This is a genomic window from Caballeronia sp. LZ024 (genome assembly GCF_031451455.1).
In the GTDB taxonomy this organism is placed as follows: domain Bacteria; phylum Pseudomonadota; class Gammaproteobacteria; order Burkholderiales; family Burkholderiaceae; genus Caballeronia; species Caballeronia telluris.
Genome location: NZ_JARUXL010000009.1, coordinates 1 through 14,104 on the forward strand (window position 1 = coordinate 1; position 14,104 = coordinate 14,104).

The 14,104-nt window shown below is 59.2% G+C and carries 9 protein-coding genes; 4 read left to right on the forward strand and 5 right to left on the reverse strand.

Annotation, left to right across the window (positions count from 1 at the left end; genetic code table 11):
• Positions 1 to 378: histidine kinase dimerization/phosphoacceptor domain -containing protein (locus QCE48_RS30575; RefSeq protein ID WP_309794418.1), on the reverse strand; the 378-nt coding region annotated here is incomplete at its 3' end.
• Between the two features lie 651 nt (positions 379 to 1,029).
• On the opposite strand from QCE48_RS30575, the gene QCE48_RS30580 reads away from it, so the two are divergent.
• The 3 genes from QCE48_RS30580 to QCE48_RS30590 all read left to right on the forward strand — a co-directional run bounded on the left by QCE48_RS30580 (position 1,030) and on the right by QCE48_RS30590 (position 4,543).
• Positions 1,030 to 2,526 carry an ISNCY family transposase gene (locus QCE48_RS30580; protein ID WP_309788664.1) on the forward strand — a complete coding sequence of 499 codons (1,497 nt, stop codon included), beginning with the start codon at positions 1,030 to 1,032 and terminating at the stop codon, positions 2,524 to 2,526.
• 461 nt (positions 2,527 to 2,987) lie between these two features.
• Complete coding sequence (locus tag QCE48_RS30585; RefSeq protein WP_309788665.1) at positions 2,988 to 3,437, forward strand: tyrosine-type recombinase/integrase; 450 nt, start codon at positions 2,988 to 2,990, stop codon at positions 3,435 to 3,437.
• Between the two features lie 155 nt (positions 3,438 to 3,592).
• Entirely contained in the window at positions 3,593 to 4,543 is a 951-nt protein-coding gene (locus QCE48_RS30590) for an NAD(P)H-binding protein (protein ID WP_309788666.1), read from the forward strand.
• A gap of 344 nt (positions 4,544 to 4,887) precedes the next feature.
• On the opposite strand, the gene QCE48_RS30595 is transcribed toward QCE48_RS30590, so the two are convergent.
• The 4 genes from QCE48_RS30595 to QCE48_RS30610 all read right to left on the reverse strand — a co-directional run bounded on the left by QCE48_RS30595 (position 4,888) and on the right by QCE48_RS30610 (position 11,348).
• Positions 4,888 to 6,813, reverse strand: coding sequence for an EAL domain-containing protein (locus tag QCE48_RS30595; RefSeq protein ID WP_309788962.1), 1,926 nt, complete (start codon positions 6,811 to 6,813; stop codon positions 4,888 to 4,890).
• Between the two features lie 2 nt (positions 6,814 to 6,815).
• Positions 6,816 to 7,337, reverse strand: coding sequence for a YfiR family protein (locus QCE48_RS30600; RefSeq protein WP_309788667.1), 522 nt, complete (start codon positions 7,335 to 7,337; stop codon positions 6,816 to 6,818).
• Between the two features lie 8 nt (positions 7,338 to 7,345).
• The gene (locus tag QCE48_RS30605; RefSeq protein WP_309794421.1) at positions 7,346 to 9,235 is read right to left on the reverse strand and encodes a TonB-dependent receptor domain-containing protein; all 1,890 of its coding nucleotides are present in this window, start codon (positions 9,233 to 9,235) and stop codon (positions 7,346 to 7,348) included.
• A 1,744-nt stretch (positions 9,236 to 10,979) separates the two neighbouring features.
• The gene (locus QCE48_RS30610; RefSeq protein ID WP_309788963.1) at positions 10,980 to 11,348 is read right to left on the reverse strand and encodes a PIN domain-containing protein; all 369 of its coding nucleotides are present in this window, start codon (positions 11,346 to 11,348) and stop codon (positions 10,980 to 10,982) included.
• A 358-nt stretch (positions 11,349 to 11,706) separates the two neighbouring features.
• On the opposite strand from QCE48_RS30610, the gene QCE48_RS30615 reads away from it, so the two are divergent.
• Entirely contained in the window at positions 11,707 to 13,410 is a 1,704-nt protein-coding gene (locus tag QCE48_RS30615) for an ATPase domain-containing protein (protein WP_309788669.1), read from the forward strand.
• Positions 13,411 to 14,104: the final 694 nt, after the last annotated feature.

Genomic DNA, 14,104 nt, shown 5'->3' on the forward strand with positions numbered 1-14,104 from the left:
CGAAATCCTTCGCTCCTTCAAAGCGTAGAATTGTTGAAGGTCGTCGCACAGAGAGCCCAAATAACGACTTAGGTCCACATCGTCGCGCTGCTCGTGCAACCCCAGAAGGTGATCGTACATTGATGCAAGCGCGAATACGCGTCGCTCGACGGGCTGGAAGCCGCGTCGAGCCGCGTCGTCCTTGGTCTTGACGGCGTTGATGCTTAGTAGGTTAGCGATGGACTGGAAGTTGTTGCGAATTCGATGCTGCTGCTCGCGAAGCAATACTTCCTTCAGGTCGCGTTGAATCGTTAGCGCCTCTCGCTGGGACATCAGCTCGATGCCTTCAGCTGCGACGGACGCGACTGCTGCGAGGAAGGAAATTTCGACCGGCCCCACCGAATAGGCTTGCGGATAGTCCAGGTGGGGGTCGGCGAGTCACGCGAGAGCGCGTGAGTCTCCTATGAGCTAGAAAGTAATCCATTGTGGGCGTTGATGCAAACAGTGCGCGGACGGCGGGCGCGATTGCAAACAACCGGACGCAGATAGCGCATTTTGGCGTCGTTGGAAGCGCCGCCGCGCGCAGCGTAGGCCGGACAAAACGGCAGGCGCGCAGTCGCAGAAACCTTCCAAGCCCATGATCATGTCCAAGGCGCTTGTGCTCCGCGTTCCTGCCCCAAACGTCAACGCAACCATAGCGCCGCCTACAACAGATAAACATCCGAGCTCTTTCCAATGGAACGACGCACCTGAGGAGACACCCGGACAGCAAGCCATGTACCCAAACTAAAGAGATTTCGACCGGGAATTCAGGAAGTCATCTAGGCGCGCCAGCCGCTTGCGATGCTGACCGCTCTACGTGAACGGGTACGACATGAAAAATCTATCGACGGGTAGGTCGGCGGCATGGGGCACGAACTTTACATAAGCTTTATTATCGAATATTTGTGTTGTAGAAGCTATATGCAAATGTCGTGTTCTAGCTAGATAGAGATGTCGTGTTTCAACCCTGGCATGCTTGTCGGCCCGTCGTAGATATCGGAGCCCGCCATGCGCCCAGGTACTCTGGTGACATTGAACATGCGAGAACTCGACCGTCTGAAGGTGATTCAAGCCGTGGTGGATACGGGATTGAAGCCTGGGCGTGCGGCTGAACGCCTGGGCGTGACAGTTCGGCAGATCGAGCGGCTGGTAATCCGGTACCGGGAATCTGGCGCGGCTGGACTGACGTCGCGCAAGCGTGGTGGCCGAGGCAATCGACGGCTGGATGTCGAGTTGACCCAGCGTGCGCTGACGATCATCCGTGACCGCTATGCCGATTTTGGACCGACGCTGGCCTGCGAGAAGCTGTGGGGGTGTCACGGTATCCGGCTGGCCAAAGAAACGGTCAGGAAGCTTATGACGGAAGCTGGGTTGTGGGTACCGCGCCGACAGCGGCCGCCAAAGGTTTATCAGCCGCGCGCGCGTCGTGCATGCCTTGGGGAACTGATCCAGATCGACGGCAGCGATCATCGCTGGTTTGAGGATCGGGCGCCGGCCTGCACGTTGCTGGTGTACGTGGACGATGCGACGAGTCGGATCATGCAGTTGCACTTTACGGCCACGGAATCGACGTTCAGTTACTTCGAGGCGACGCGTGCGTACATCGAGCGCTACGGCAAGCCGGGCGCGCTCTATAGCGACAAGGCAAGCGTGTTCCGCAACGTACATCCCGGCAAGACCGGTAACCGTGTCACGCCGTTTGGCCGCGCGATGTACGAGCTGAACATCGACACATTTTGCGCGAACAGCAGTTCGGCGAAGGGACGCGTCGAGCGTACTCACCTGACGCTGCAAGACCGGCTGGTCAAGGAGATGCGTCTGCGAGGCATCAATACGGTGGCCGAGGCGAATGCGTGGGCGCTCTCCTTCATGGCCAGCGATAACGCCCGCTTTGCGAAGCCGCCGAAGAGCGATTTCGATGCGCACCGGCCGCTGCGGGTCGATGAGAGCCTGGATCTGACGCTGACCTGGCGAGAGCCGCGAAAGGTCACGAAGTCGTTGACGGTTCAATACGACCGGGTGATGTACTTGCTGGACGACACGCCGGAGAACCGAAAGTTGATCGATCGGTACATCGACGTTTGGGAGTATCCGGATGGTCGCATTGAGATCCGGGCGGACGGCCGTTCTCTACCGTATCGGCAGTACGACCGCCTAGCCGAAATCGATCAGGGCATGGTGGTTGAGCATAAGCGTCTGGGCCACGTGCTCCAAGTCGCGCAGGCCATTCAGGCACAACGGGACAACAGTCGGATTGGCAAAGCGCCCTCCCGCACGAATCGCGGTGACGCGACCAGGACAACCCGAAACGATCCTCTGTCGAACAAGAAGAAGCAACGCGAATTCACGCAGTCCGATGTTGAGCAGGTCATCGTGGATCTGGCGCAACGCAGGCAAACGCAACAGACCTCCGGCAAATCTGGTCGTCGGTCTGCAAACGCTGCTGGCACTGGCACCGACGCCCTGCCCGTTCAAACGCGGCCTTCAACACTGCGCGAGCTGTAACCCATGAAAAACAAACCTTTTAACCCTTAAGACCCGACATTTTTAAATAGCTGGCACCCCGACATTTCAAAATAGCCTCGACATGTGAAACAGTTAACTAATTGGGCAAAGGCTCCTACGAGGCCGGAAGACGCTTATGCGCAATGGCAACGGGAGGAAGCCACCGGCGCCGATCGCCGACCAGTCGATCGTCCAGCACCGTTCGATGTTCTCGCGGTTCAACGACTATTTGACCGTCCGCCGTGCGACTGTGGGCAGCTTTGGAGCGGAGCACCTTGACGGCTTCTTGACCGACCTTGCGCAGGACTGCGCGCCCGTCACAACGACGCGCCTGCGCTATCTCAAGCTGATTGACCGGCTCACGCGTCACCTCGTCAATATCGCGCTGCGGGCCAACAATCCCGCGGCGCAGATGCTCATTAACGAGAGCTGGCCAGAGAACGAACCAATTCCGATCTTATTTGTCCGCGGACGACGATGCGCCGCTTCAAGAGGTGTGCGTTTCGACGGAAGGCACGAGGTTCAAGCAACTGAGAAACACGGCGATCGTTGCGCTCTTTCTCGCGTCCGGAATTACGGCGGCCGAACTCAGGCAACTACGAGTCGACGATCTGGGCGTCGACAGCGACCGCGCCACCATTTTTGTCGATAAGCACGGGCCTCGCGTCGCGCGCCGTGTGCCGATCGACGCGTTTGCGATCGACATACTGCGCGACTACCATGCCCTGCGCCGAATCATTCAGTGCACGACGCAATGGCTGTTCATCACCACCGCATTGGGAAAGCCGATGCAGCCGGACACGTTGTTGAAATGCGTCCGAGCAGCTATGCACGGTGCGGGCTTGACCGCGGCCGATGAGAGTCCGCGCTTACTAAGGAACGCGTTTGGTCGCTGGCAAATCGCCGCATGAAAGACCAACGAGCAAGTGAGCACCCTTGTGGGCTTGTCCAGCCACCGCACCGCTACGCGCCTCCGTCAAACAGTTGATGCTACCGAGACCCCCGACGCACAAGCTTAGTGGCCATGGAGCCGGCTTCGGCCATTCTCAGTCGATGGAGCGAAGCGATGAACGAGGCTGAGATTCTTGTGAGCGGTGCAACTGGACGCACGGGAGGCATTGCCATTGACGAACTGCTCAAGATGGGCAAACGCGTGCGGGCATATGTGCGCACAGATGACGATCGAGCGGCCGCCCTGAGGCAGCGCGGTGTCGATGTCGTGATCGGGGACTTCACCGACATCAACGACATTCGGGCAGCGATGGAAGGAATCCGATCGGCCTATTTCCTTCATCCAATCACGCCCGGAATCATCGGGGCCGCGGCCTATTTCGCGCAGGCAGCCAAGGAAGCGAGCCTCACGACGATCGTCAACATGTCGCAGATTTCCGCACGCCGGGAGTCGGCGAGCCACGCAGCACAGGACCACTGGGTTTCCGAGCGAGTCTTTAATTGGTCAGATGTCGCGACTACGCATTTGCGCCCCACCTTCTTTGCCGATTGGCTCGTCTATCCGCATTTTGCAAGGGAGATCTGGGCCACGAGGAAGATTGAATTTCCCTTTGGCAACGGCCGTCACGCGCCTATCGCCACCGATGATCAGCGACGCGTCATCGCCCATGTCCTCGCCAACCCCGAAGGCCATGAGAGCAAGACCTACACGCTCTACGGCCCCGTCGAGATGAACCATGCTGAGATCGCAGCCGCGATGAGCGAAGTTCTCGGTACCCGGATCGAATATGCGCCAACGTCCATCGAGGAATTCCGAATCAAGATGGAAACCCTTTACAAGTTTCCGCCGTTCAAGGTCTCGACATTCCCAACGTGTGCGACCTCCTCCTTGGGGCAAGCTTCGAAAGCTGACGTTTCGCGTGACGCACAACTCCGCCCTGGCTGCAGAAGCGGACGCATCGTTCACCGACTTGCATGCAGGAAACATCGATTCCGCGCAGCCACGAACCACGCCAGAACGAGCGATCTTGGCTTCCATAGTGGATCGAGGCCGTCCGAGTGGTAGCGATGCTCGTACTGTTGGCCAGCAATGGAAAGCGGGACTGTGACGCAGTTGCTCTGTGAGCGTTTCACGATGCATTTAAGTCGTTGATCCCAAGGCAGGGATTGATAGCGCTTAGGTGCGCGTGCCGTTTGATGGCCTCGGACAAGTCAAATCGGAGGACGAAAACGACGCAACCGCCGTCCCGCAGAACAGCCGTCGGCTGCAAGACTGCCTTGATCTTGTCGAACTATGGTCTCGGGAGACGACCGCCAGCGCGCCCGGCGGACCTAGCTGCCGCCAGTTCCGTCGCGATAATCGACGCGTCCGCGAATGAATTGCGCGCAAAACTCAGCGGTCCAGCGCAGTCAAGAAACGACGCTTAGATTTTTGGGTCTACCGAGTGTGAAGTTGCGCTGCGCCGACGCATGCTCCGTCACAAGGGCGCAAAATTTCTCGAGCGGCATCGGGGTACCCGTCAGGTAACCCTGCACCACATCGCAACCCGCTTCAACCAGCCAGGCGAGCTGCTCGGGGTCCTCCACGCCTTCCGCAACCGCGTTCAGCCCGAAACTATGAGCCATCGACAGGATGGCCGTCACGATGGGTTGTCCCTGCTCGGGAAGCCTATCGATGAATGAACGGTCGATCTTGAGCGTGTTCACCGGAAAAGCATGCAGATACGAAAGCGACGAATAGCCAGTACCGAAGTCGTCGATTGATAACAGCACCCCCGCTTCGCGCAGACGGGTCATCACGTCGAGGCCGGTTTCGCGGTTCGCGATCAGATGGCTCTCGGTAAGTTCGAGTTCGAGCAGCGAGGGCGCAAGTCCGCTGGCGTCGATTGCCGCGAGGACATCGCCGACGAAGCCCGGATGCCGCAACTGACGCGCAGACACGTTCACCGCGACACGAACCGGCGCGCCCCGACACCCGGCGTTCCACGTCGCGGCTGCTACGCACGCACGGTCCAGCACCGAACGTCCGAGCCGTACTATCAGCTCGCTGTTCTCAGCGATCGGAATAAACTCTGCCGGCGATATGGCGCCTTCACGAGCGTGCGTCCACCGAGCCAGTACTTCGGCACCGACGAGCGATCCGCTGCGGCAGTCGAACTGCGGCTGATAGGCGAGATCGAGCGCATCACTGTCGACGGCCTTGCGTAACTCCGCTTCCAGATAGGCGCGGCGCTTTGCAGCATCCATCATCGCCGCGGAAAATCCAACGACCGTGTTCTTGCCGCGCGCTTTCGCTTCGTATAGCGCAATGTCCGCGCAGGTCACGAGACTTCCGCTGTCGTCGCCAGCTTCGGGGAAGCTCGCATAACCGACGCTCGCCGTCACGTTAATCTCGCGGTTGCAGATGGACGCGGGCCGACCAAGTGCCGCGCCGATTTCATTCGCGAGATCCGCGACGACGGTACGCTTCCACGAGATCTCCAGCGTCACCGCGAACTCGTCGCCTCCCATGCGGCTAACGGTTGCGCGCCCACGTACGGTACTCTCTAGTACGCGCGCCACGTGTTGCAGCAGCTCATCGCCTGCACCGTGACCCAACGTGTCGTTGACCGTCTTGAAGTCGTCAAGGTCAATCAGCACGAGGCCGAAATGACGATGTGGATCCTTCGCTGCCGCAAGCCGCTCTTCCAGCGTTTCATAGAAGGCGCGACGGTTCCGCAGGTTTGTGAGCGAATCCCTGCGCGCGAGATATTCTAGCTCGCGTTCCGCTGCGCTCACTCGTCGTCGCATCCGGCGCATCACGAGCGTCGAAATCCACAATGCACCTAAACATGCGATGCCGAGGAAGCATGCATATTGAACGAGTTGTCGGCGCACGAGATCGCTGGTCGCGACCAGCACTACATGTCCGAGCTTGTGACCGTTATGCTCGACGGCCGCACGCACGAATACATCACCGAGCGAAAACGTGGTGTGACGCTCCGTCGACTGCAGCGTACCCTCTTCCTGTTCTTCACGGCTGATACCGGCGCGGGCATAGCGCGTAAAGAGTCGCCCGTCGTTGCGATAGACGCTCACGCTCTCGACATAAGGCACTCGGCTAAGCGAGCGCAACACATCTCTCATCGACGCTTCGTCCTCGAACATCAGCGACGCGCTGACGTTCTCCGCAATGACCGACGCTTGCAACGAAGCATCGTCGTATAGCGCATTGCGAAATGCCACGGCCTGATATACCAAGAGGACGATACTTGCCACCACGAGCGCGATTCCGACGCTCACGAGATTTGCGCGGACGGTCAGGCGCCCGGCGCTCTGGCTCCCTCTTTTCATCATGATCACATTGGTCTCCTCGCGAGCCGCAGCAGTTTCGAACTGAGCACCAGCTTGCGGCGCAGCGCTTCGGTGTTGTTAATATCGAAGCGCAGATGATCGTCTTCCGCGACCAGCGTAATGATCGCGTCGCCAGGCGTGATGGCGCCGACGCGCGCGATAATCAGCAACGCATGGTCCGAGCGAAATGCTTCACGCATCTCTGGACTCGCGTCGTCGCCCTCGTCCACTACAAGCACGTCGCATTCTGCAGCGCCCTTGTCGGCGAGACTCGCGAAACGCCACACGCGCACGCCGACCGCCCGGCCGTTCAACGCGGCGAGCCAGTCGCGTAGCGAACTGCGGGCGCTCGCGCAGACGCGCAGTTCACGGTTGCGCATGCGATCGGTGGGCCACTGCGTGAATTGCGTGAAGTTGAAGATGTATGCACTCTCGAGCTTCGGAAGGTCGGCTTGCGCTTGCGCGTTCGCATACCACGCCGCGAGCGAACCGGCCATGCAGAGAGACAGCGCTATGCATCGACGCATCCACATCATCAGAACCCATAGACCAGTTTGGCGAGCAACGTGCGGCTTTGCTGCGCGATCACGTTCTGCGCGAAGCCGGGGCCGGCGGGATCGGCGTAGCGGCGATCGAATATGTTATAGACAGACAAGGACACGTCCGCCCGCGGAACCAGCTTTCGGCTATGAACCGTCAGGTTCGCGATGCAATACCCGCCTGCCGAACCGGTCTGCGCGAGCCGTGACGACATGCATTGCGCCTCGGCACCCGCACGCGCCCACCGCGAAAACATCGGCGCGCTGACGTTGAGTTTGCCCATGTGGCGCGGCGAGTTCTGCAGGGCGCCGCCCGAGATGGAATCGCGCGAGAACTGAAATGAGTAGCTCGCGCGCGCGCGCAAGCCCGAGGCAAACTGCTGCTGCCATGCGAGTTCCGCGCCGCGGGCCTGCGCTCGATCCACGTTGCGAAACACGTAGAACCCGGTGTTTGGATCGATAGACTCCGTTATTACATCGCGAAGCGAGTAGCGAAACAACGTGAGCGTCGCGCGTCCCATGCCACCCAGCGCACGTTCGTAAACGATCTGCTCCGATCCGATATGTTCCGACTTCAGTAATGGATTCGCGAGCTGCCCGCCATCGCCCGGGAATGCGTAATACATCTCGTAGGCGTTCGGCGCACGATAGGCTCCGCCGTAGATGAGCTTAAGGGTATCGCTTTCGGTTGGCCGCCATATCAACGCGATACGCGGACTGAAGTTGCCGCCGATGCGTGTCTCGCTATCGAAGCGGCCGCCGATATCAAGCGTCAGCGGTCCGGCGAGCCTGATCTCGTCATCGATGTAGAAGCCTGCGCGTTGACTCACCCGATGGTCGTCGAGCAAGCGTTCGTATGGCGCGACGTTGTAGTTCCATTGATCGCGCGCCGCGTTCATCGTGTAGTCGACGCCGACCACGATTCGATTGCGCGGCACGGTGCGCACTGTGGCGTGCACGTCGCCGCCATACCAGACTGCGTGATCGCCATCGACGTTGGCAACGCCCGGCGCCGGTGCTTCGATCTGACGGCTCGTGTAGTCATAGCGGCCGCCATAGAACTCGTAATCTATCGCGATGTCGTCACGGACGGTCTGGGTGTAGGTCGCATCGACAAAGGAATGCGTGTCCGTAACGCTGAACGGCACGTTGAAAACTGCGTCGTAAGGTGCGCCGGGAACATCCTTCGTCCGGTTGCCGTACCCCGCGCTGATGCGAAAACCGCCGATGTCGAACTTTGCGAACAGCTTTTGATTGCGCTCACCATCGAGACCTTGCGCGACGCCGTTGTTCTGAGCCGGCGTATCAAATTCAGGAAAGTACAGGTCCTGTCCGTGACGTTCATACGCGGTCGCGGACAGCACGAGGTCGGCCCCATACGCGCCATGCCAGCCATATGTTGCGCGCGCCTCTTTCTCGCCGAAACTGCCGGCTGCGGCAGCAAGCTCTACGCCGCCGATGTCCCTGCCCTTCTTGGTGATCACGTTGATGGTGCCGAACAACGCATTGGAGCCATATATCGCCGAGCCGGGACCTGGTATGTATTCGATGCGCTCGACGAGATCCATGTCGACTGGAAAATCTGAGCCGACGGGCGCTTGATCGTAGACCGCGTCGTTCACGCGCATTCCGTCTACGAGCAGAAGAAAGCGGCTGTTGTAATCGCCGGGGCGCTGGAAACCGCGCGCGCCAAGATACGAATACATGCGATCAGAGGTTACATATAGGCCAGGCAGCGCCGACAGCGCATCGGCGAGCGTGCGCCAGCCGTAGTCGCGGATGTCGGCGGCCGTCAAAACGACCACGGCGGCGGGCGCGCTTGACACAGGCTGCGCGACTCGCGTCGCACCGCTCACGGTCATGTTCATGAGCGACTCAAGCGGCATCGCTGCGAGGTCGTCGCCTGCGACGCCCTCCGCTTGCACAGATGCGCCCTCCAGCGAGGAAGCAGGTGCCGCACTGACGGGCACCGCCCATGTTCCAAATGCGGCAGCGAAGACGAACGCGGCGCGCGATGGCAGCGGCGGGACGGCGTAGCGCGAGCTACGAGTGAGAGCTTTCAGCATCAACATCTGTGCAGCTTGTTTTCTAAACGTCTGGTCCTTGATTATCGGCACCAGCGTCCGACCGCTTGAGGCATATCTGGTTCGAAGAGGCGCTCAAGAACGGCTTGGCCGGTAATACTTTCCTGTCTTTCCAAGGGGACGAACGTAAGATTCTCGCCGGGGCACGGTCCACTGTGGCCGATTTCTGCCCTTGCGGTGGAAGGTAGGCAATGCGCAGTTCTGATCCGTCGCGACCGCTGCTGCCGGCACCTCCGATTGGCATATTGTTATCGCCGCATATACAGCAGGGGTGTCGGGAAGAACACATCCGTCTTGCTGACTCCGGTAGGACCGCTGCGTCACTCGGGGCTGCGCCAAGATTTGCGTTGAAGCACCCGTCTCTGACGAGGGGCTCACCAAAATCGCGAACCTGGCTCATCTCGCGCTAATGCCCAATTCGACCAGTGACTCTGGGTACTCTGATCTTTACGTCGACTCGCAAGCGCTTCTCTGCGACGATGGACCTGAACAGACCGCGAATGGAAGGTACGCGCGCCGACGCTGGGCGGAAATGCGCGACGAGCAGCTTCAGCTTCGTCTTCGTTGAACGTGAGCTAGCTAGCCCGACGCCTCCAAGCTGTTGTGCGACTAGTCGAAGCGCCGACGTCTTTCCGCGCCGCCATAAGCCTTTACTTTGAGGTCACCGGCACCTTCTGCGGACTTTACGGCCGCTCCGTGCTTCGCAATTGATTTGAAGCTCGCCACAAGGTCGGTCTGCTGTGGCATCTTGCCGGGCCTCAGAATGCGCTTTCTTCCTCACTCGAGGCACTCAGTGACTCGTTTCCGACTTGTCCAGGTGTCGCCACAATCGAAGCGGTGGAGCCTCCCCCAATTTGGCAGCCGCTTGATCTCTATTAATGCCCCTTCTAGTTATCCTAAGTGAAACGCATCCCATGCGTTATACGCGGACGGATGCCGGCCAAAGCTTGCTTGATGTCAAATGCCGCGCGCACCCTTTCGATAGGATCTGGTGTCGTACACCCACATAGAACGGTCATCATCACTGCGCCGATATCGCAACTCCCATTGGCTGCGGACGGCCGTAACGAACACGGTGTCTAACTCGGGCACAAACCGATAAAGTGCTAAGTAACCGTGGGCACCGGTCGATATGACGACCTCGCGCATTCCGTGAAGGCTTTCAGTCGGCCGTCCGATCAGCAGGCTCGATTGAAGTGCTATCGGCGCGGGAGTGATGACGCACGGTGCCTCCGCCGACTTCGAGCATTACGGTAGATCACGTGTCGCCCTCTCCCTTTAATTTTTTGACCACAAGGTAGAGGGTGTCGGCAGCGCGCGCTTTGGGGAAGAAGAACTCAGGAAATCGTCCAGCGAGCGCCTCTCCCATCGTTCGAGTGCGTGATAGCAGCGTCGGGATGATGCCGCTTCTGCCGTCTAATGAGCATGTGCCCGTGAGTCGATAAGGAACATAAGGTTTGTGGCGCACACCGGATCTGTCGACCCCCGCCGCCGCCACGCGCAAGGATTGCTTACTTCGATGACGACTGAAACGTCGTCGGCGTGTTCAAAGAAACGGGTTAATCACGGTCAACTGGTCAAAAATGACTTGACCGTGATGCATGTCCTCGCTGTACAGGACTTCACAATCGTTGAGCAATGCAAATGCGATAATGCAACAGTCAAAGAACCGAAACCCGTAGTTCGCTGCCACGCGGCGTGCTTCTTTGTGGACTTCGAGAGTCAACGGCACGACTTCGCAAAGCACCTCGACGTCTTCCAGAATGCTCGCGATTTCCGACCACGAAAGGCCCATTTTCCGGCTTATAACAAGCGTGACCTCATTGATCACTTGAATGCTGATGACTGGTTTCGATTTCTTGCCAGCCACCAACGCCTCAGCCTTGTCAGCACTTTTGAAAAACGAATGATGTATTACTTGGGTGCGTTCGACGGCGCTCGATTACATTCGGCTCACGAGAAGTGCCGCCGATGACAAGCCTTAACGATGCTCCACTACTTGACTCTCCGCCGCTGCTACGCGTCGAAGCCCGCCGCAAGTCCGCAGCCTTCTCACGAAAGAATCCACGGAAACGCAGTTAACGGATCGTTGATGCCGCGAACGTGAACGTTTGCCGCCGACTTCGGGCAGCCGTTCATCATCACGCGCTCGTTTGAGGCGAGCTATGGCACGGTCCTGGCCCGCTTTTTGCAGAAAGTATGCCGCTGAATCGGACCGGACGCAATGCATCCGATCGGTCCAAATGACACCAATCACGCAATACGCTAAATCTATGATCGAAGATACGGGGCAGGCTGCGCCGACGCGCATCGAATCGGGAATTCGCGGTGTCGACGACATCCTCGGCGGAGGCCTAACACCGCACAGGATGTATCTCGTCGAGGGTGCGCCTGGCGCAGGCAAAACTACCCTCGCGTTGCAGTTTCTACTCAAGGGCGCCGACCTCGGCGAAGCGGGGCTCTACGTGACGCTGTCGGAGACGAAGGCCGAACTTATTGCTGTAGCGAACAGCCACGGATGGCCCGTCAACCGCTTGACGATCACCGAGCTTCTGTCCGACGAGGGGCTCGATCCGCGTTTCGAACAGACCATTTTGCACCCCGCGGAAGTCGAACTAGGCGAGACAGTGCGGGACGTCATCCAAAAAGTGGACGAGCTCAAGCCGGCTCGGCTGGTGTTCGACAGCCTGTCCGAACTACGGCTTCTTTCGCAGAACCCGCATCGCTACCGGCGTCAGATTCTCGCGCTGAAGCGCCACTTCGCCACGCGCGCCTGTACCGTGCTTCTGCTCGACGACAACACTTCGGAGCCGGGCGATCTGCAGTTGCACAGCATCGCACACGGGGTGATCAGCCTCGACAACCTGGTCCACGACGTTGGCGGAGAACGGCGCCGGCTGCGGATTGCGAAAATGCGCGGCATCAAGTTTCGCGAGGGTTACCACGACATGACGCTCGAAACGGGCGGCATCAAGGTATATCCGCGTCTTGTTGCGGCGGAACACCACAGCAGCTATTCATCGACACCGCTCAGCACCGGCACGCAGGGTCTGGACGCGTTGCTCGGCGGCGGGCTTGTGCCCGGCACCAACGCCCTCATGATCGGGCCGTCGGGTGTCGGCAAGACGACGACCGTGGTCTCGTGCCTGCTTGCCGCGCTCGAACGAGGCGAACCCTGCGTCTATTATCTGTTCGACGAGACCCGCACCACACTACTTCTGCGCTCAGCCAATCTTGGCATGGATCTCAAGCCGCACCTTGAGAGCGGCCTTCTGAAACTTCGGCAAATCGATCCCGCCGAAATCTCGCCGGGCGAGTTCACCAGCGATGTGCGCGAGAGCGTCGAGCAGGGCCACGCGAAATACGTGGCGATCGATAGTCTCAATGCGTTCTTGCAGGCGATGCCTGGCGAACGCTATCTCCTCTTACAAATGCACGAATTGCTCGGCTACCTGAACCAGCGGGGTGTCATCACGCTGCTGGTGCTCGGTCAGCATGGCATCATTGGCGAAATCCAAAGCGACATCGACATTAGTTATCTAAGCGATGTGGTCCTGCTGTTCCGCTACTTTGAACGTCGGGGTGAGGTTCTCACTGCCGTGACCGCCCTTAAGAGCCGCGCCAATGCGCACGAGCGCTCCATCCGGCAGTTCAGGCTGGGCGCGACGGGGCTCGACGTGGGCGAGGCGCTGCGGGATTTCGAGGGCATCCTGAGCGGCTTGCCTTCGTATAAGGGCGAAACGGCGATGCTCGTCCCAGCCGACAACGATTCCCACGACGGTTCGGCCGATTGGCAAGACCGACTCGCCCTCGTTCATGCTGCCTATGACTTGCCCCCTAGAGTCCCCATCAATTTTCCGTCCGACGAACTCGCTGTGGCGGCACTGTTTGGCGTTAACCGGTGGCAGTTAGACTATCGCTCGCTTGTCGTCCAGAAGGTCTACGCCGCCTGCGCTGAATATTTGAAGCACAGGTAAGCACGACATAAGGTCGCGTCGGTGGAACAGTCTTCAATACGAGACAACTCGTCTCTCGGTCATGCCGCTTTTTGAGTGGACCTGCCTTCGTTGCCCCGCCTACGCTTTGTACATTCCATTATCGTAGGCAGCTAGCGGTCCAAATGCGAAATTTCTGTATCTAACGCCAACTCTGCCATGCCCTAATCTCGGTAGTTTCGTCGCAACCCTCTCGAAGGCGGAAGGGCAGCACAGCTTAAATATCTGCAAGAGAGCCGCTGTCGAGGGCAGTGGGCGCCCCCGACGCGGTGGACGTAGCGGCCACGCGAATCGTCGTTGACCGAGCCGCGCCGACGGGTGTTTAACGGCCGTCACCACATCGAGTCGGCTGGCAAATTGTTGCTGTAACTGTTATTCAACAGTTACAGGACATATTTGAGCCGTTGTAAGTCGTTTCCACTAGCGGATCGCCGCAAGGTTATACGCGCTCATCGCGGGTACGTCCGCCCGTGGTGGGTACACCTTCCACGAACCGTCGTCATGCCGGAAAAAAATAATCGCCCAGCGGTTCTCTGAGCCTCCGGCAACGCGCACGTAGCGGTTTTGACTGCGAGCCGTTCGACCAAACTTCATCACGCGGACCGGCCCGCGCGCACAGTGCCGAGCCACTTGTCGATCAACTTGCGCAAGGAATTCCGCCGTTTGCCATTTCGTT